This window comes from Photobacterium sp. CCB-ST2H9 (genome assembly GCF_023151555.2).
Classification (GTDB): domain Bacteria; phylum Pseudomonadota; class Gammaproteobacteria; order Enterobacterales; family Vibrionaceae; genus Photobacterium.
This window is the reverse complement of record NZ_CP100425.1, coordinates 1,812,161-1,833,487: the sequence shown is the minus strand read 5'-3', so window position 1 is coordinate 1,833,487 and position 21,327 is coordinate 1,812,161. Positions and strand designations below refer to the sequence as shown.

Here is a 21,327-nt window from a genome sequence, read left to right as displayed (position 1 = left end):
CGCAAAAATGTCTTCTATCACTTCTTGTTATTTAGACAAGTGAAATACTGTTTTCTACAATTTATCACGCTGTGTATGACGTGAGGAATCTCAGAAAATAATCGTGATACCACGTTTGTCATTTTTTGGATATATCTTATCCCACACTTCTTTTTCACATGTCTGTCAGTTGGCGCATCGTTGTTTGTATGCAGACCGGACGGTGAGTTCTATTGCGTATTGACAAAATGATAGGGAATATAATGAACAATCAGGAACAAATAAATGGGAATGAAAGTCAGTCTCAATTTTTAACCATTCCAGCAAAATATGAGCTGCATGAATTAACGACGGCTCAGCATGAACTTTGGTTAAGTGAACGCATGTCTGAAAAGCAACCCTTTAATATTTGGGGTTACGGCACGATAGAAGGGCCTTTGAATATTGCGTTATTGCGTCAGGCCGTAGAGGCGATTATTCATGATACACCTGCCATGCAAGCTCATTTTGTTGAAAAAGAGGGTGAACTTTATCAATACCGTGCGATATCAACCACTGAACATTTAAAATTCTATGATTTCAGTGCCAGTACGTCGCCATTCGAAAGTGCATTGGCCTGGATGCAAAATGATGCCGATAAAATTGTATCCGCACTGGATCCGGATTTATACCATTTCGCCGTACTGACATTAGCGCCGGAAAAGTTTATTTTTTATCGCCGTACGCACCACATGCTGATTGATGGTTTGAGTGGTGGTGAGTTTTCTCGTCGGATTGTCCTTTATTACAATGCACTGGCTTCCAATTCGCCGACACCAGAGTTTGATAACCGTGGTTTTACCTGTTTGTCTGAAAACGATAAAAAATACCAGTCTTCCGCCAGACTCAGTAAAGACAGCCAGTTTTGGAAGAATTACATTGCTTCTGCCCCGCATACACTGACCCGAAAAGAAAAGCCGGTCCAATATTCCGCAATGAACAGCAGTCTGCATGTTCTCGGTCAGGAAGCTTTAGATCAAATTGACCAATGCGCATCACAGATTGGCGTACACCGTGCCCATATTTTTGCAACCGCCGTGGCTGCTTGTTTTTACAGTATCACTGGCGAAACCGCACTGAACTTTAGTTTGCCTGTGACCGGGACACTTGAAAGAAACAGCATTGGTATGACTGCGAATGTGGTACCACTGATTGTGCAGATCAACCCTGAGGAAATGCTGGCCGGTTTTACCCGGCAGGTGACGGCAGAAATGGGGAAAGTGGTGCGCCGTCAATTATATCGCGGAGAAGATATCCGCCGTCAGAGAGACACAGCAGATGCATCCTGGTTCGGCCCGGCAATCAATATCGTGTCTTTTGATAACGGGGACAGTTTCTGGCAGTGCAAAACCCGCTGGCATTACGGCGGTAATATTTCGGTCAGTGATTTGCAGATTCTGTTTTTTGAAGATCGGCAGGCGCAGGCAATGGATGTGATGTTTGTCGATGCCCCCCATATTCATTCAAAAGCGCAGCTTGAAAACCTTCAGCAGCGCTTTCAGTTTATTCTTCAGGCATGTTGTCGTCAGCCAGATATCACGCTCGGGGATTTGACGCAAATTGCCGCTGAAAAAGACCCGGCAATCCTTCATGACAACTTTTATGTTTTCCGCCGTGATCCTGATGCGGGCGGTGTACTGCGTTGGGATCAGCCTGCCAAGGATTTGGAACGTCTGTTTTATGCGATTGCGCATCCGTCTCATGGATGTCCGCTGAAACTGGCATTGCCTGATCGCGTGGTTGGGATAGGTCATTTGACTGTGAGCGAGGAAGTGCACAAAGCAGCCCCGGGGACTTTGCTGCATATCGATGACCAAGGGTGGGATATTGCAACGTCGCAGGGCATCGCGCGTATTGGCGGCTGGTTCAGTGCATCGGGCGCAATCAGTTCCGGGATGGAACTTGCCCGTCAGTTCCATTTGGAAGTTGGGCATCGCTTGCCAGTTCTGACGAAAGCACAAGCCTCCCGACTTGCTGAACTCTTTGCCAAAGGTGCCAGTTACGCGTCTTTCTGGGATTCGCGACTGAAACAACCCATGTTATCTGCATTCCCGGCGCATCGAAGGGCGGCTCAGACAGCAGTAGACTGGCAAACCACGGCATGGATGCCAACGGACCAGACGGCCTTATCGACATTTTTGAGCGCGGTAGCGGTTTACATTGCCCGGATGGGGGCGCAAACCGATTTTCAGATTGGCTGGCTGCAACGTAAAACCAACAGCCTTCTGCCCGATGCTGTGTTGCCAGTACAAATTTCTCTGGATATGACCCAGACCTTTACCTGTACGCAGCAACTGCTGAAGGGTGAATGTGAGCGGGTGATGGCGCATCTCCCATTTCATCCAGAATTACATGCACTGATCACGCAAACCACACAATGGCCATTTGCGGTTGAGTTGATTTCCGATATTTCATCCGCCCCTGAAAGCGCACGCCATGTCAGCACTTTGCTCCAGATTGATAAAAACGGAGAGACATTCCGCTGGGTTTATGATCAGTCGGTACAGAGTTCGCAGCACATTGATACCTTCAGTAAGCATTTACGCGACTTTCTGGAGCAGGCCCGTATCCATCCTGAATTGTCTGTCGGAACATTGAGTTTACTGGATGCAGAAGAGCGCCACATCTTGCTGGAGGAGATGAATCGCACTGCCATTGATTTCCCGGCAGTGGACGGTGTTCATACGCTGTTTGAAGCGCAGGTCAGACAAACCCCCGATGCAATTGCGGTGTGCTGCGGAGATACCGCATTCAGTTTTGCTGAACTGAATCACCGGGCAAACCGTCTTGCCAGTGAGCTTTTGACGCGTGGTGTTCAGGCTGAAACCCGGGTTGCTGTCTGTGCCGCCCGGGGACCGAACCTGATTGTCGCTTTACTTGCTGTTCTGAAAGCGGGCGGGGCGTATGTGCCGCTCGATCCGGCATATCCCGGTGAACGGCTGACTTATATTCTGCACGACTGCCAGCCGGTGCTTTTGCTGGCCGATTCAACAGGCCGGTCTGCTCTGGGTGAACAAGAGATTCCGGTACTGGATCTGGAAGCCCCGTTAACTGCCACGTTGTCTGCTGAAAATCTTGAGATACAGGTGCAGCCAGACCAACTGGTTTACGTCGTTTATACCTCGGGTTCAACCGGTCAGCCCAAAGGGGTCATGGTTGAACATCATCAGTTACGAAATCTGATTGGCTGGCATGGTGAGGCAACCGGGCTGAAAGCCGGAGACTACACGACCTGTATGGCCGGATTGGGCTTCGACGCCTGCGTCTGGGAAATCTGGCCGTCATTGTCTCTGGGGGCCACGCTGCTGATGCCACCGCCTCAGGTCTCGGGTGACAGCGATGCGTTACTCAATTGGTGGCGTCGCAGTGAAGCACAAGTGTCTTTTATGGTGACGCCGCTTGCAGAGATTGCACTGGCGGACGGGACGTTACCGCCCGCGCTGAACATGCTGCTGATTGGCGGAGACAGCATCCGTCGCTGGCCGCAGGCCTTACCGGAAGGGCTGACGCTTCTGAATAACTACGGCCCGACGGAAACCACGGTTGTCGCGACGTCAGGAAATCCGGAGACAGGTGCGGCTGTTCCTTCGATTGGTCGTCCAATTTCGAATACACGGATTTATGTGCTGGATGAGCACAGGCAGCCCGTTCCGTTTGGCGCGATTGGTGAATTATATGTTGGTGGCGTACAGGTTGCCCGGGGCTATCTGAATCAGCCTGAACTGACTGCCGAACGTTTCCTGGATGATCCGTTTTATCCGGGGGGACGGATGTACCGGACCGGGGATCTGGTCCGGTATCTAGACGATGGCAGTCTTGAATACCTCGGACGGAACGATCAACAGGTTAAAATTCGGGGGTTCCGGATTGAACTGGGAGAAATTGAGGCGCAGCTGGGCGCTCATCCCGCAGTCCGCGATGTGGTGGTTGATGCCCCGGATGACCAGAGCGGCGAGAAACGACTGGTTGCCTGGGTGGTACCGACCGCGACTTGTGACTGGCTGAGCTTAACAGCAGAATTCAGTGAGTTTCTGGCGGAGCGCTTGCCCGGCTATATGATCCCAACCGCTTATATTCGTCTGGACGCATTGCCGCTGTCTCCGAACGGCAAGCTGGACCGGCGAGCACTGCCTGTGCCGGAACTGAATACGGGGGGCCGAACCGAGTATGTTGCACCGCAGGGTGAAACAGAACAATTACTGGCAAAGATCTGGCAGGAAATCCTGGGCATCGAACGTATTGGCCGTCAGGACAATTTTTTTGAACTGGGCGGGCATTCACTGCTGGTGGTGAAACTGATGGCGAAGCTGAGAAGCGCCGGACTGACAACGGATTTACCGGCCTTATTTGCGGCGCCGACCTTGTCAGCACTGGCTCAGACGCTGAGCACACAACATGACGTGATCGTGCCGGAAAATCAGATCCGGCCAGACAGTCAGCAGATTACGCCAGCGATGCTACCTCTGGCTGAGTTGAGTCAGGCAGTGATTGATGCCGTCGTTCAGATAGTCCCGGGCGGTGTCGCCAACGTCCAGGACATCTACGCCTTGTCTCCTTTGCAGGAAGGGATCTTTTTCCATCATTTGCTGGCAGAAAAGGGTGATCCCTATCTGTTGTCAGCGACATTGCGTTTTGAAAACCGGGCTCGTCTGGATGCCTGGCTGCACGCCATGCAGCAGGTTGTGAACCGTCACGATATTTTGCGCACTGCGTTTGTTGGATCCGGAGCCGCATCACCGGTTCAGGTGGTCTGGCGTCAGGCCGACTTTCAGGTGGCAGAGCTGGATCTTGACCCCGCAGACGGGCCTGTCAGTACACAGCTGGAATCACGTTATGATCCCCGCCATACCCGTCTGGATCTGACGCAGGCGCCATTGCTGCATTTCGTGGTTGCGGAAGATACGGACGGCAGCTGGTGCGTCCTGCAACAATGGCATCACCTGATCGGTGACCATTCCACACTGGCTTTTATGGTCGATGAAGTTCGGACGATGATGGCAGGCCATCAGAAGACACTGAGCCGCCCGCAACCTTTCCGGAATGCAGTTGCGCAGGCAAGACTGGGTGTCAGCGAAAGCGAACATAAGGTATTTTTCCGCAAGATGCTGGCTGATATTTCAGAACCGGTGCTGCCTTTTGGGCTGGGCAATGTTCACAGTGATGGTCATCAAGTTAATGAAGCCCGTCTGGCAATAACGCCGGAACTGAATCAGGCGTTGCGTTATCAGGCCAAACGGCTGGGCATCAGTCTGGCCAGTTTGTGTCACCTGGCCTGGGGTCAGGTACTGGCGAGAACCTGCGGACAGGACACTGTGGTTTTCGGGACCGTTTTACTGGGACGGATGCAGGCCGGGGAAGGTGCCGACAGCGCAATGGGTCTCTTTATCAATACCTTGCCTCTGCGTATGGACCTCGACAGCCGGAGTATTGAAGAAGCTGCGCGTCAGGCACATCAGAACCTGAGCGGGCTGCTTGCCCATGAACATGCATCGCTGGCGCTCGCACAAAGTTGCAGCGGCGTGACGGCGGGAGCTCCGTTGTTCAGTGCATTGCTCAATTATCGCCATAACGAAGGTGAAAATCTGCCGTTGCCGGACGGAGTGAGCCTGGTCAGCGCCATTGAGCGGACAAATTATCCGTTTGTCCTCTGTGTCGACGACGGCATGGATTCACTGTCCTTAACAGCTCAGGTGATTCATCCGATCGAAGCGTCGCGTGTTTGTGGTTATATGCAGCAAACGCTGGGTGCACTGGTCAATGCTCTGGCGCAGACGCCGGATATTCCGGCCTATGAGTTGTCAATTTTGCCTGACGATGAGTTTGATCTGCTGGTGAACCGCTGGAATGTCACAGCGGAGAATGACTCTCAGCCAGCCTGTCTGCATCACCGGTTTGAGGCGCAGGCGGCCCGGACGCCAGAGGCGATTGCGCTGGTGTACCAGCAGAAAACCGTGACCTACGGTCAACTGAATTTCGAGGCTAATTTGCTGTCGCATGATCTGATTGCGCGCGGTGTCGGTCCGGGCAGTCTGGTTGCCCTCTGTACCGAGCGCGGGCCGAATACAATCGTCGCGATTCTGGCAATTCTCAAAGCGGGCGGGGCCTATGTGCCGCTGGATCCGGCTTATTCCGGTGAACGTCTGAATTACATTCTGCAGGACGCTGAGCCAGTACTGATTTTGGCCGATGAAGCCGGTCAGGCGGCGGTTGGAGAGCAACATGTGCCGCTGTTTGCGTTAGGTCAGTCTCGGGAAGGCAGTCGTCAGAATCCGCAGGTCGCTGGTTTAACGCCAGCCCATCTGGCTTATGTGATTTATACGTCCGGCTCAACCGGCAAACCGAAAGGGGTGATGGTTGAACATCGTCAGGTTGACCGGTTGTTCCATGCCACACATGCCGATTTTGACTTCCGTGCCGATGACGTCTGGTGTCTGTTTCATTCCTATGCTTTTGATTTCTCTGTCTGGGAAATCTGGGGCGCATTACGACATGGCGGACAGTTGGTGATCGTTCCGCAGGCAACGGCTCGTTCGGCGACAGATTTTTACCAGTTGATCTGTCAGACCGGTGTGACCGTGCTGAATCAGACCCCAAGTGCCTTCAAGGCGTTTATTCAGGCCCAGGATGAGACTTCCCACCAGCTGAGAACCATTATTTTTGGTGGTGAAATGCTGAATCCGGCGGATCTGGCACCCTGGTACGCACGCAATGCTGCTGATGCACCGCAACTGGTAAATATGTACGGCATTACGGAAACAACGGTGCATGTGACTTACCGTGCGATGTCCCCGGCAGATATTGAAAACATAGGCAGCCCGATCGGACATCGCATTTCGGATCTTCGCCTCTATCTGCTTGATCCTTACGGTCAGCCTGTGCCACTGGGCGCCGTGGGAGAAATGTATGTCGGTGGCGAAGGGGTGGCCCGCGGTTATCTGAACCGGCCGGAGCTCAATGCAGAACGGTTTCTGGATGATCCGTTCCATCCGGGTGGCCGTTTATACCGTTCCGGAGATTTGGCCCGCTATTTACCAAATGGTGAGCTGGAATATCTGGGACGAAACGATCAGCAGGTGAAAATCCGGGGTTTCCGGATCGAGTGTGGTGAGGTGGAAGCTGCAATTCTGGCGCATGAACAGGTGTCCAGCGTGGCCGTTGATGCATGGCAGTCGCCGGATGGCGACAAGCGGCTGGTGGCCTGGATTGTCCCGCATCCGAATGCCGACCAGGGTCAGTTCTCGGCTCAAATCCGAGATGCACTGGGAGATCGCCTGCCGGACTACATGATTCCGGCATCTTATGTCCTGCTGGACAGCTTGCCTCTCACGAACAATGGCAAGCTGGATAAGCGTGCTTTACCGGCACCGGAAAATGCAGCCGGGATCCGTCAGGCCTATGAACCAGCGAAAGGGGAGAAAGAACAATTGCTGGCCCGGTTGTGGGGAGAAGTCCTGAAAATTGATACGGTCGGTCGTCAGGATAACTTTTTTGCACTGGGCGGGCATTCACTCTTAGCCGTACAACTGGCAAACCGCATGGAACAGGCCGGGTGGAAACTGCCGCTGGCTGCGCTGTTCGCCAAACCCGTGTTGCATGCACAGGCTGAGCAACTGGAAAGCCTTCAGCATGCAATTGTTCAGCCGATTGAACCGGTTCACAGAGAGAGCAAACTGCCGTTGTCGTCTGCGCAGCAGCGTTTGTGGTTCCTGGAGCAACTGGAAGGAAGCAGCGGAATCTATCATATTCCGCTGTTGCTGGAGTTGCAGGGAGATCTCAACACATCTGCATTTGAACAAAGTCTGGATGCACTCTATGAACGCCATGAAGCTTTACGGAGTACTTTTGTCGCGACAAACGGTCAGCCGGAAGTCCGGATTCTGCCGGTTTCGCCGATGCCACTGACATGGCATGACCTGCGTGCTGATCAAGACAGTGAATCGAAGGCAATGGCTCAGGCCTGTCAGGTGATCGGCCAGCCCTTTGATCTGGCATCCGGCCCTGTCGTGTGCGCGCATCTCTGGCAACTGGCGGACGACAGATGTCTGTTCCTGTTGCTTTGCCATCACATTGTGTCAGATGGCTGGTCGGTTAAAAACATCCTGCAAGACCTGAGTGTGCTGTACGGGGCATTCAGCCAGCAACAGGTGAATCCTTTACCGCCACTGAAATTGCAGTACGTGGATTATGCGAACTGGCAACAGGTGCAACTGAATCCGGCACGGCTTGAACAACAGACGCAATTCTGGCGGGAAACGTTAGGTGAAGCCCCGACACATCTGACATTGCCAACCGACAGGCCCCATCCGCCGGTGCAATCCTTTGCCGGTGCACAGATCCCCGTCGTGTTCAGTGATGAACTGACAGCGTCGCTGCGTCAGTTCAGTGAACAGCACAACCTCTCGGTGTTTATGACGGTGCTGACCGCTTGGGGAATCGTGCTGTCTCGGCTTGCCGGGCAGCCGGAAGTCGTCATCGGGATCCCTGAGGCCAATCGGCGACAATTGGAGGTTGAGCCGCTGGTCGGATTCTTTGTCAGTACACTGGCCCTGCATCTGGATCTGCGTGACGATCCGACTGTCGCTGATTTACTGACCCGGGTAAAAACGGTGGTACTTGCTGCGCGTGAAAACAATGATGTGTCTTTTGAACAGGTGGTGGAAGCCATCAATCCGCCAAGAATGCTGGACAGAACACCCTTGTTTCAGGTGATGCTGGCCTGGCAGGACGGTTCAGTCCGGAATATTTCTGTTCCAGGTCTTCAGGTAAAAGAAACAAATCTGGTTCATGACACAGCCCGGTATGAACTGACGCTGGAACTGGCTGAGCAGGGCAATCAGATTCAAGGGATGCTCAATTACGCAACCGCGCTGTTTGATGTCTCTACCGTTGAGCGTTTTGGCGGCTATTTGCGTGAGGTGCTTCTGGCGATGGTGTCTGATGCGGCGCAGCCTGCATCGCAACTCAATCTGATGCCAGATACTGAGCGGATGTGGTTACTGGATGGTTTAAATCAAACCGAACGTCATTATCCGGTTGATGTGACCCTGCAGCAATTGTTTGAAGCGCAGGTGTCCCGTTCACCCGAAGCAATTGCACTGGTTTGTGAAGAGGAGCGTCTGACGTACGCCGAGCTGAACGCGGCAGCTAACCAACTGGCTCATGTGCTGATTGCACGCGGTGTTGGTCCGGACAGCCGGGTGGCTGTCTGTGCTGAGCGAAGTGTGGCCATGGTCGTCGCCTTGTTCGGGGTCCTCAAAGCGGGCGGCGGTTATGTGCCGTTAGATCCCGCTTACCCGGGAGAGCGGCTTCAGTACATTCTGGAAGATGCTGATCCGGTGCTGCTGCTGGCCGATGCTGCCGGTCGTCAGGCACTTGGCACACACAGCGTGCCTGTACTGGCTCTGGATGGCGCATATTCTTCGGATCTCAGCAGTCAGAATCCGTTATCACAATCGCAGGCCCATCATCTGGCTTACGTGATTTATACCTCGGGCTCGACCGGAAAACCGAAAGGGGCGATGAATGAGCACCGAGCGATCGTCAACCGGTTGATCTGGATGCAGGACACTTATGGTCTGACTGCAGAAGATACTGTATTACAGAAAACACCGTTTGGTTTTGATGTTTCGGTCTGGGAGTTTTTCTGGCCGTTGATTTATGGTGCGCGCCTGGTGATGGCGCGTCCTGAAGGCCATAAGGACCCGGATTATCTGAGTTGTGCCATCTTGCGTGACAACGTCACGACGATGCATTTTGTTCCGTCTATGCTGCAAAGTTTTCTGGCATCTGAGGGAGCGACTGCGCGCTGTCAGCACGTTGTCCGGGTGATGTGCAGTGGTGAAGCGTTGCCTGCGAGTCTGGTGACGGAGTTTTATCGTCAGATGCCTCATGCAGAACTGCATAATCTTTATGGTCCGACGGAGGCCGCGATTGATGTCACGGCCTGGCATTGCACCCGCGAATCTGAGCTGGTGACCGTTCCGATCGGTCGTCCGGTGGCAAACACTCGCATTTATCTGCTGGATGAATACGGGCAACCTGTACCGCAGGGTGCAGCCGGTGAACTTTATATTGGTGGGGTTCAGGTGGCACGGGGCTATCTCAATCGTCCCGAACTGACCGCAGAACGGTTTCTGGCTGATCCGTTCCATTCCGGCGGGCGGATGTATCGTACCGGGGATCTGGCTCGATATCTGCCTGATGGCAACATTGAATATCTGGGCCGGAATGACCAGCAGGTGAAAATTCGCGGTTTCCGGATTGAGTGTGGCGAAATTGAAGCGGTCTTGTCGACTCATCCGGCGGTTCGTGAGGTGGTGGTTGATGCGCGTGCTGATGACCGTGGTGACAAACGGCTGGTGGCCTGGGTTGTGTGTGAAACAGGCACAGCGCTGGTGCCGGCCGACTTGCGGGATTTCCTGACGGGACGTTTACCGGAATATATGGTGCCTGTCACATGGACTGCGGTCGATGCATTGCCTTTGTCGCCAAACGGTAAACTGGATCGCCGGGCTTTACCTGAACCCAAAGAAAATCCTCAGGAACGTGCCAGCTATGAGGCACCACAGGGGCAGCAGGAAAGGCTGCTGGCCGACATCTGGGCAGAGGTGCTGGGTGTTGAACGTATTGGTCGTCAGGATAATTTCTTCGAACTGGGGGGCCATTCGCTGCTGGTGGTGAAGTTACTGGCAAAATTGCGCCGTTATGGACTGGTTGCGGAGATGAAAGCGTTGTTTTCTGCTCCGACTCTGGCTTCTCAGGCGGCAGCGCTGGCAACATTACACGATGTTCAGGTTCCAGAGAATCAGCTCACACCGGACACGAAGGCAATTACGCCAGAGCTGCTGCCTCTGGCCAGTCTGAATCAGCAGGAAATTGATCGTGTTGTGGCGACGGTTCCTGAGGGGCTCAGGAATATTCAGGATATTTATGGTCTGTCCCCCTTACAGGAAGGGATTTTGTTCCACCATCGGCTGAATGAGCGCGGTGATACCTATCTGCTGTCGGCGATGATGCGGTTTGAATCTCGTGCAACACTGGATGGCTGGTTAAATGCAATGCAGCAGGTGGTTGATCGTCATGACATCCTGCGTACCGCCTTTGTGAGTGCCGGGTTGTCGGAATCGGTTCAGGTGGTCTGGCGCAAAGCCAACTTGAAGGTTGATTTCCTCCAGCTGCGTTCAGAATCGGATTCCGAACAGGGAGCAGAGGAGAGAACCCTTGTCTCAGCCCTTGAAGCCCGCTTTGATTCGGCGCGGAACCGGATGGATCTGACCCGGGCGCCGCTGATGCGGTTTGCGGCTGCGCAAGACACAGACGGCAGCTGGTGTCTGTTGCAGCAATGGCATCACCTGATTGGGGATCACTCGACACTGGCATTGATGATGGAGGAAGTGAGGGCGATTCTGTCTGGCCGGGGCGCCGCATTGCTGCCAGCACAGCCTTTCCGTCATGCAGTGGCTCAGGCCCGGTTCGGAACGGGTGAGCATGCAGCATTTTTCCGCGAGATGCTGGCGGATATCGATGAACCGACATTACCTTTTGGTCTGAGCGATGTTCAGGGCGGCGGCCGGACAATAAATGAAGCCAGTCTGAAACTGCCTGCTGAGCTGAACCGGAATTTACGTCAGCAAGCCCGGCGTCTGGGGGTCAGTCTGGCCAGCTTGTGTCATCTCGCCTGGGCGCAGGTTCTTGCCCGGATGACCGGACAGGATGCTGTGGTGTTCGGTACAGTACTGCTGGGCCGGATGCAAGCCGGGGAAGGCGCGGAACAGGCCATGGGACTGTTCATTAATACGCTGCCGCTGCGTCTGGATATCAATCAGAGGACAGTTGAAGCCGCTGTACACGAGGCGCATCAGCGACTCAGTGGATTGTTGCAGCATGAACATGCATCACTGGCCGAAGCACAGCGTTGCAGTGGCATTATTCCCGGAATGCCTTTGTTCAGTGCCTTGCTGAACTACCGGCACAATGACGGCGATGAGCTAGAGCTGCCGGAAGGTGTCACGCTGCTGCATGTGGATGACCGGACCAACTACCCGTTTGTGATGTCTGTTGAAGACGGTGGTGATTCACTGGGACTGACGGCACAAATCAGTCAGCCAATTGAAGCCGGGCGCATTTGCGGTTATATGGAGCAGACGCTGGCCTTACTGGTGCACGCTTTGTCGGAGACACCGGAGTTGCCGGTCAGTCAGCTGGATGTGATGCCCCCCAGTGAACTTCGTCTGTTACTGGAAACACTGAATCAGACACCCGCCCTCAATACTGCGTCACTATGCCTGACACAGCGGTTCGAAGATCAGGTGGTGCAAACGCCTGAAGCGATTGCGCTGGTCTGTGGTGAGCAACGTCTGACCTATGCTGCGCTGAATACCGAAGCAAACCGGCTTGCTCATGTGTTAATTGAACGGGGTGTTCAGCCGGAGAGCCGAGTTGCAATCTGTGCTGAACGCAGTCCGGCGTTGATCATCGGTTTGCTTGGCATTCTGAAAGCGGGCGGCGCTTATGTTCCGTTAGATCCGGCTTATTCCGGTGATCGTTTGCAGTACATCCTTGAAGACGCTAATCCGGTTCTGTTACTGGCTGATGAAAAAGGCCGTGCCGCGCTGGGTGAGATAGAGCTGCCGCAGTTGCCGCTTGAACAAGCTTTTGACGGAGACAGCCGGAATCCGGAGGTGACCGGATTGACGCCCGCCAGTCTGGCTTATGTGATTTATACGTCGGGTTCCACCGGGAAACCGAAAGGCGTCATGGTTGAACACCGGCAGGTCGATCGCCTGTTCAGTGCGACTGAGACCGAATTTAGTTTTTGTGCAGATGATGTCTGGTGTCTTTTCCATTCGTTTGCATTTGATTTTTCGGTGTGGGAAATCTGGGGGGCACTGCGACACGGTGGCTGCCTGGTGGTTGTCCCTCAGGCGACAGCACGTTCGGCCCGGGATTTCTATTCGTTCATTTGCCGGCATGGCGTGACGGTTCTGAACCAGACGCCAAGTGCATTCAAAGCTTTCATTCAGGCCCAGGATGAAACGCCGCATCAGTTAAGAACCATCGTATTTGGCGGGGAAATGCTGAATCCGGCTGATTTGGCTCCCTGGTATGCCCGCAATCCGGCCGATGTAACGCAATTGGTCAATATGTATGGGATCACCGAAACAACTGTTCACGTCACTTACAGGGCAATGTCACCGGCTGATGTCCGGTCCAGCGGCAGCCCGATTGGCCGCCGGATCTCGGATCTGCGTGTGTATCTGCTGGATCCGCATGGTCAGCCGGTCCCGCACGGCGCCGTAGGTGAATTGTATGTGGGTGGTGAAGGGGTGGCCCGGGGCTATCTCAATCGTCCGGAACTGAATGCAGAACGTTTTCTGGATGATCCATTCCATCCGGGCTGTCGCATGTATCGCTCTGGTGATTTAGCCCGTTATTTGCCAAACGGCGAGCTGGACTATCTGGGCCGGAATGACCATCAGGTGAAAATTCGTGGCTTCAGGATTGAATGCGGAGAAGTGGAAGCTGCAATTCTTGCGCACGAATCGGTTCTCAATGTTGCGGTAGATGCCTGGGAAGCGGCAGATGGCGACAAGCGTCTGGTGGCCTGGATTGTTCCCGGACCTCAGGCTGACTGCGAGGTGCTGGCAGGACAACTCCGTCAGTTCCTGGCGGGTCGCTTGCCGGATTACATGGTGCCATCTTCTTATCTCTGGCTGGATGCGTTGCCGCTCACAACCAATGGCAAACTGGATAAACGTGCCTTGCCTGCGCCGGAAAGCGCAGCCGGGATCCGCGAATCCTACGAGTCACCCCGAGGTGAACGGGAAACGCTGCTGGCAACGTTGTGGGAATCTCTGCTGGGCATTGAAAAAGTTGGCCGCCAGGATAACTTCTTCGATCTTGGCGGACATTCGTTGCTGGCGGTACAGCTGGCAAACCGGCTAGAACAGGCCGGATGGCAACTCTCGCTGTCCGCATTGTTTGCTGCGCCGGTCCTTCATGCATTAGCTGAACAGCTCCACCGGAATGAGGATGTTCATCAGTTACCGATTGTGCCGGTTTCCCGGGATGAAGTTTTGCCGCTGTCGTTTGCCCAGCAACGGCTGTGGTTCCTGAGCCAGATGGAAGGCAACAGTGAAACCTATCATATCCCGCTTGTTCTGGAACTGACCGGTGATCTGGATCCGGATGCATTCAGACAAAGCCTGGACGCGCTTTATGCACGGCATGAAAGTCTGCGTAGTGTGTTTGTCACGCAGGACGATCAGCCTCAGGTTCGTATTCTTCCGGTTGAACCGATGCCTTACGTTTGGCATGACCTGCGCACGGAAACGCTGAGCAATGAAACCCGAAACCGCGATCTGGTCATGGCCCGGATTCGTCAGGTGATGGCTGCGCCGTTTGATCTGGAAAATGGCCCGCTCGTTGCTGCGCATCTCTGGCAGGTGACGGACCATGAATACCTGTTCCTGCTGGTTTGTCATCATATTGTCTCTGATGGCTGGTCGTCGAAGATCCTCTTGCAGGAACTGAGCGAGCTGTATGGCGCATTCCGCCAGCAACAGGCTAATCCATTACCGCCGCTGGCCTTGCAGTATGCGGATTATGCGCACTGGCAACGGGAACATCTCAGCCAGGAACGACTGGATGCACAGGCCAGCTTCTGGAAAGCCACACTGGGTGATGCCCCCATACAGCTGACGCTGCCAACCGACAGACCCCGTCCGCCGGTGCAGTCTTTCGCCGGGGCGGAAGTACCCCTTGTGATTGATGCTGAGCTGACTCAAGCCTTGCGTCAGTTAAGCCAGCGTCAGGGAACATCCCTGTTTATGACCGTGCTCTCTGCCTGGGGGATTGTCCTCTCGCGTCTGGCCGGTCAGCAGGAAGTTATGATTGGTATGCCGGATGCAAATCGTGGCCGTCTGGAAGTTGAACCGCTGGTGGGCTTCTTTGTCAGCACACTGGCCCTGCATATTGATCTGCGGGACGATCCGACATTGCGTTCATTGCTGACCCGGGTCAGACAGTCTGTCCTTGCTGCCCGCGAAAACAGCGATTTGCCGTTTGAGCAAGTGGTTGAAGTGATTAACCCGCCGCGTCAGCTCGACAGAACACCGTTATTCCAGGTCATGCTGTCCTGGCAGGAGGGTTCGGTTCGTGACATCAACTTACCGGAGCTGACTGTTGCGGAGGCCGGTCTGGCCTATGATATTGCGAAGTTTGATCTGACGCTGGAACTGAGAGAAGCGGACCATCAGATCACGGGCGCTCTGAACTATGCGACCGCCTTGTTTGATGCCGGCACGGCCAACCGCTTCAGCGAGTATTTGAAAGCTGTGCTTCAGGCGATGGTGACGGATTCTGCCATACCGGTTTCCCGTGTGGATCTATTGCCGGAAGCAGAACGTAACCTCTTACTCAATGACATGAACCAGACGGAGCGGGTGTATCCGAAGCATCATGCAGTCCACCATCTGTTTGAAGCACAGGTGGGGCGCTCTCCTCAGTCACTCGCACTGGTTTGTGGCGATGAAGTGCTGAGCTATGGTCAGCTGGACAGCCGGGCGAACCGACTGGCGCATGCCCTGATTGACCGGGGTGTCGGCACAGAAACACGGGTCGCTGTCTGCGCCGCACGCAAACCGGATATGGTTGTGGCTTTGCTGGCCGTGCTGAAAGCCGGTGGTGCCTATGTCCCGCTGGATCCGGCTTATCCCGGTGACCGCTTGAGTTATATTCTGAGCGACTGTGCTCCAACCCTGCTGCTGGCTGATTCCGTCGGCTGTAAAGCCATCGGTGATCAGACCCTGAGTGATATTGATGTGCCTGTGCTGTCACTGGATCAGCCCTTGTCGACACCTGTCTCTGTCGGTGCACCAGTCGTTGAGGTTCGTCCAGAGCATCTGGCCTATGTCGTCTACACCTCAGGTTCTACCGGACAGCCCAAAGGGGTGATGGTCGAGCACGGTCAGTTACTGAATCTGATTCACTGGCATGAAGAGGCGACCGGGCTGCAGGCGAGGGAAAAAACGACCTGCATGGCTGGCCTTGGCTTTGATGCCTGTGTCTGGGAGATCTGGCCGGCACTGTCGCTGGGTGCATCCTTGTTGCTGCCGCCACCTCAGGTTGCCGGGAACAGTGAAGCATTGCTGCATTGGTGGCAGCACAGTGGCGCACAGGTTTCCTTTATGGTGACGCCGCTGGCGGAAGTTGCGCTGGCAAATGGGATGATGCCGCCTTCGTTACGTCAATTGCTGATCGGTGGTGACAGTCTCCGCCATTGGCCGCTGGAGGTACCTGAAGGGCTGATCGTAATGAACAACTATGGCCCGACAGAAACAACCGTCGTAGCAACGTCTGCGACGTTAGCGCTGGATGCGGCGGTGCCTTCCATCGGGCGACCCGTCAGCAATACCCGGATCTACCTGCTGGATGAAGCGGGTCTGCCAGTGCCTCGAGGCACAGTGGGAGAGCTTTACGTCGGTGGTCTTCAGGTGGCACGGGGCTATCTGAATCAGCCTGAACTGACGGCTGAGCGCTTCCTGGCAGATCCATTCCATCCGGGCGGGCGGATGTATCGTACCGGCGATATGGTGCGCTATCTGGCCGACGGCAGTCTGGAATATCTGGGCCGGAATGATCAGCAGGTGAAAATCCGTGGCTTCCGGATTGAACTGGGAGAAATCGAAACCCAGCTCGCAGCACATCCGGCATTGCGTGATGTGGCTGTGGATGCCTTGCCCGGAAGGAATGGCGAAAAACGCCTGGTGGCCTGGATGGTTCCGAAAGTCTTCGAACAAGAAGAGGACAATCAGGAAGCGAGTGTACAGACATCCCTGATCGAACAGTTACGACAGTTCCTGTCGGCACGTTTACCTGAATATATGATTCCGGCAGCCTTTGTCTGCATGCAGGCGTTGCCAATTTCCCCGAATGGTAAGCTGGATCGCCGTGCGCTCCCTGTGCCGGATGCTGATGCTGGCCGGGTGTATGAAGCGCCGCAGGGAGATACGGAACGCCTGTTGGCTGGACTCTGGTCTGAAGTGCTCGGGGTGGAAGGTATTGGTCGCCATGACAATTTCTTCGAACTGGGCGGTCACTCGTTACTTGTGGTGAAACTGATGGCGGCACTGCGCCGGCACGGTCTTTCGGCTGGTGTGAACACGCTTTTCTCTTCACCCACGCTTGCGGCGCTGGCATCGGCGCTGGGTACCCAGCATGAGGTTCAGGTGCCGGAGAATCTGATCACGGCTGAAACAACTCACATCACTCCTGCGTTACTGCCACTGGCGAATCTGAGTCAGCAGGAAATTGATCAGGTGGTTGCCGGGGTTCCGGGCGGGGTCGGCAATGTGCAGGATATCTATGGTCTGTCGCCGTTGCAGGAAGGAATCCTTTTCCATCATCTGCTCAGTGAGCAAGGCGATACCTATCTGTTGTCTGCCATGCTGCAATTTGATAGTCGTACACGCCTTGATGCCTGGCTGTCGGCCATGCAGCTTGTTGTGGATCGTCACGATATCCTGCGTTCAGCCTTTCTCAGTCAGGGACTGTCTGAGCCGGTTCAGGTTGTATGGCGCAAAGCAACATTGCCTGTCCGCGAACTGGTACTGGATCCACAGGAGGGACCTGTGGCCGAACAGTTGATGGCGCAGTTTGACCCGCGCCATTCACGACTGGATCTGACACAGGCACCGCTCCTGAATCTGGTGATTGCAAAAGATGAACAGGGCCGATGGCTGATGCTGCAACAATGGCATCATATGATCGGCGATCACTCCACTTCAGCACTGATTGAAAGCGAAGTGGCAGCGATTCTGGACGGGAAAGCGGATTCGCTCGCGATTGCACCGCCATACCGGAATGTAATTGCTCAGACCCGTCTGGGGATGAGTCAGGATGCCCATGAAGCATTCTTCCGGGAAATGCTGGCAGATATCGAGGAACCCGTGCTGCCGTTTGAGCTGAGTAACGTTCGGGGCGACGGCAAAGCCATTGCAACAGCACATTGCGTTGTGCCGGCTGAACTCAATGCAGCACTGCGGGAGCAGGCCCGTCATCTCGGGGTGAGTCTGGCAAGTCTGTGTCATCTGGCCTGGGCGCAGGTTCTTTCCCGTGTGACAGACAAAGCTGCGGTGGTGTTTGGTACCGTCTTACTGGGTCGGATGCAGGCCGGTGAGGGGGCTGATCAGGCGATGGGTCTCTTTATCAATACGCTGCCATTGCGTCTGGATATCGATGATCAGGATGTTGTGTCTGCGGTACGCCAGGCGCATCAGCGCTTAAGTGGCCTGCTGCTGCATGAGCATGCACCACTGGCTCTGGCTCAGCGTTGCAGCGGTATGGCTGCAGGGGCGCCACTGTTCAGTGCCTTGCTGAATTACCGGCATAACATGGGGGATGAACTGGTTCTGCCTGAAGGCGTTTCTCTGTTGAGTGCTGAGGAGCGGACCAATTACCCGTTTGTGATGTCGGTGGAAGATGGCGGAGATTCACTGGGTCTGACGGCTCAGATTAGTCAGCCAATTGAAGCGGAACGAATCTGCAGTTATATGGTTCATGCACTGACGTCGCTGTCGCATGCATTGTCAGAAACACCGGCTTTGCCTGTGAGTTCACTGGAGATTCTGCCGGAGGCTGAATATCACCTGCAACTGGAAACCTGGAATCAGACAGTAACGGATTATCCGGCAGAGGATTGTGTTCATACCGTATTTGAACAGCAGGTCCGCAGACGGCCGAATGCGATTGCAGTCATTGATGGCCAGCAAAGGGTGAGTTATGCCGAACTGAATGGGATGGCAAACCAATTGGCGCATACGCTGATTGAACGGGGCGTTCAGCCCGGCGATCGTATTGCACTCAAGCTGGGCCGCAGTCTGGCACTGGTGGCTGCGCAACTGGCCGTTCTGAAAACAGGAGCGATGTTTGTTCCGGTGGATTCAAAACTGCCGGAAACGCGACAGGCCTGGATTCTCAGTGACAGTGGTGCCCGTCTTATCATCGCAGATAAGCCGGGGAATGATGCATTGCCGTATGTGTTCCCTGAAGAACGCAGCCAGCGGCGCGAGAATCCTGAGCTGGCTCTGCAAAGTACGAGCGCGGCTTATCTGATGTATACCTCGGGCTCAACCGGCCAGCCGAAAGGGGTCCTGGTGCCGCATCAGGGGATTACCCGTTTGGTCATCCACAACGGCTATGCAGATTTTGATGCATCGGAACGGATTGCTTTCTCATCGAACCCGGCCTTTGATGCCTCGACGATGGAAGTCTGGGCGCCGCTGTTGAATGGCGGTCAGATGGTGGTGATTCCGCAGGACGTTATCATGGATGCGAAGTTGCTTGCCCGGTCGCTGAAGGAACTTGAAATCACGACTTTGTTCCTGACGACAGCATTGTTCAACCAGTATGTTCACCTGATTGGCGAAGCTTTGTCACAGCTCCGGCATCTGATTTCCGGTGGGGAGAAAGAAGAACCATCGGCTTACGAGTGCCTGCTGAAACATCAGGGGCCTGTGAAAGTGATTCATGCTTATGGCCCGACGGAGGCAAGTGCGTATGCGACGACGGCTCATATTGAGCAAGTGAACGGCTGTGAACGGCTGCCGATTGGGAAGCCGGTTGGAAATACCCGGGTTTATGTGCTGAGCCAGCAGGGTCAGGTGGTTCCCCGGGGAGCAATTGGTGAACTGTATGTTGGAGGTGTGGGGGTGGCCCTTGGCTACCTGAACCGTCCGGCACTTACCGCTGAGCGTTTCCTGCCGGATCCATTTCACGCGGGAACAACCATGTATCGTACCGGGGATCTGGTCCGGTATCTGCCAGATGGCAGTCTGGAGTATCAGGGACGGAATGACGGGCAGGTGAAAATCCGGGGTTTCCGGATTGAAATGGGTGAAATTGAAGCACAATTATTGTCACATCCTGCGGTTCGTGATGTGCTGGTGGATTTGCGAACACTGGGCGCTGAGCAACGTCTGGTAGTCTGGCTGACGCCAAGCGATGGTTTTAATAGTGATCGTGCAAAAACGCCGGAATCAGCTGAACTGAGAAAGTATCTGGCGGATCGTCTGCCGTCCTACATGCTGCCTTCAGCCTATATGTGGCTGGATCAATTGCCTCTGACACCAAACGGCAAGGTGGATCGCCGTGCATTGCCGAAGCCTGAAGGACTGACTGCAGTCAGTGATGACTATGTACCGCCAAGAAGCGAGACGGAAATGATCCTGGCACATATGTGGGGCGAGCTTCTGGGTATAGCGCAGGTCGGACGCCATGATCATTTCTTTGAGCTCGGCGGTCATTCACTGCTGGTGGTTCGTCAGGTGAGTATGGCGAAGCAGTACGGGCTGGAGATTTTGGTACAGGCAGTCTTCGACTATCCGGTGCTGTCGGATCTGGCTGAGTATCTTGACCGGAATCCGGGAGTGAAAGGCGCACGCAATGCTCTTCCCGCGCGTCGTGGCGGAACCCGTCAACCGCTGTTCTTTATGCCGACCGGTTTCGGGGATCATTCCTATGTGTATGAGTTCGCGAAGTCACTCCATGCGGATTATCCCGTGTATGCGGTGCCTTGGCCGGATATGTCAGCGCAGTTGCCGGAAAGTATGGCCATGATGGCGAAATCCTGTATCGAGATGATTCGTCAGGTGCAACCCAGCGGGCCGTATCATGTGTTCGGTTACTCTTCTGGGGGTGTGCTTGCGTATCAGGTGGCTGATATGCTGCAACGGGAAGGAGAACAGGTGGCATGTTTGGGACTGCTTGACACCATGCGGCCTCAGGTTGCGATGGCAAGTATGACGCATCTGTTCATGAGCTGGCTGGAGAGTGAATATCCTGAACTGGAAATGGCTCTGATGGACAGTCTGCGGGAAATGCCGTTGCAGCAAGTGCTGATGGCGCTGCAGAAGATGGGGGTTCGTACGCTGCTGGAAGACCCGCAACAGGAACTGTCGTTGTGGAAACGGCGCTATCACTTTGCGACGCTGGTGGAAGAGACAGTCATTACACTTTCTGGCCTGCCGGTACACTTGCTGAAAGCGAAGGAGGAAATGCCGCCGATCCGCAGTCAGGCGCTGGCTGAGTACTGGGCGCGGATTCAACCGCCGGGTTACAGCCGGAAGGATGATTCTGCATTGGGCTGGGAGCAATATCTGCCTGCTGACTCACTGAATGTCACGCTGGTGGAAGGCGATCATGCCAGCATGATGTCAGATTCAGATAACCGTCGCCGGTTAGGTGAGTGTCTGAATGTTCTGTTGCAGAAGATAGCAACGGAGGAGAACAGCACCCGATAACGAAGCGGGA

The 21,327-nt window shown here is 54.7% G+C and carries 1 protein-coding gene; it reads left to right on the top strand.

Translation table 11 applies throughout. From position 1 onward, the window contains the following. Positions 1-242: 242 nt before the first annotated feature. On the top strand, positions 243-21,317 hold the full coding sequence (locus tag L4174_RS08510) for a non-ribosomal peptide synthase/polyketide synthase (protein WP_248140353.1): 21,075 nt from the start codon (positions 243-245) through the stop codon (positions 21,315-21,317). The last annotated feature ends 10 nt before the right edge of the window (positions 21,318-21,327 follow it).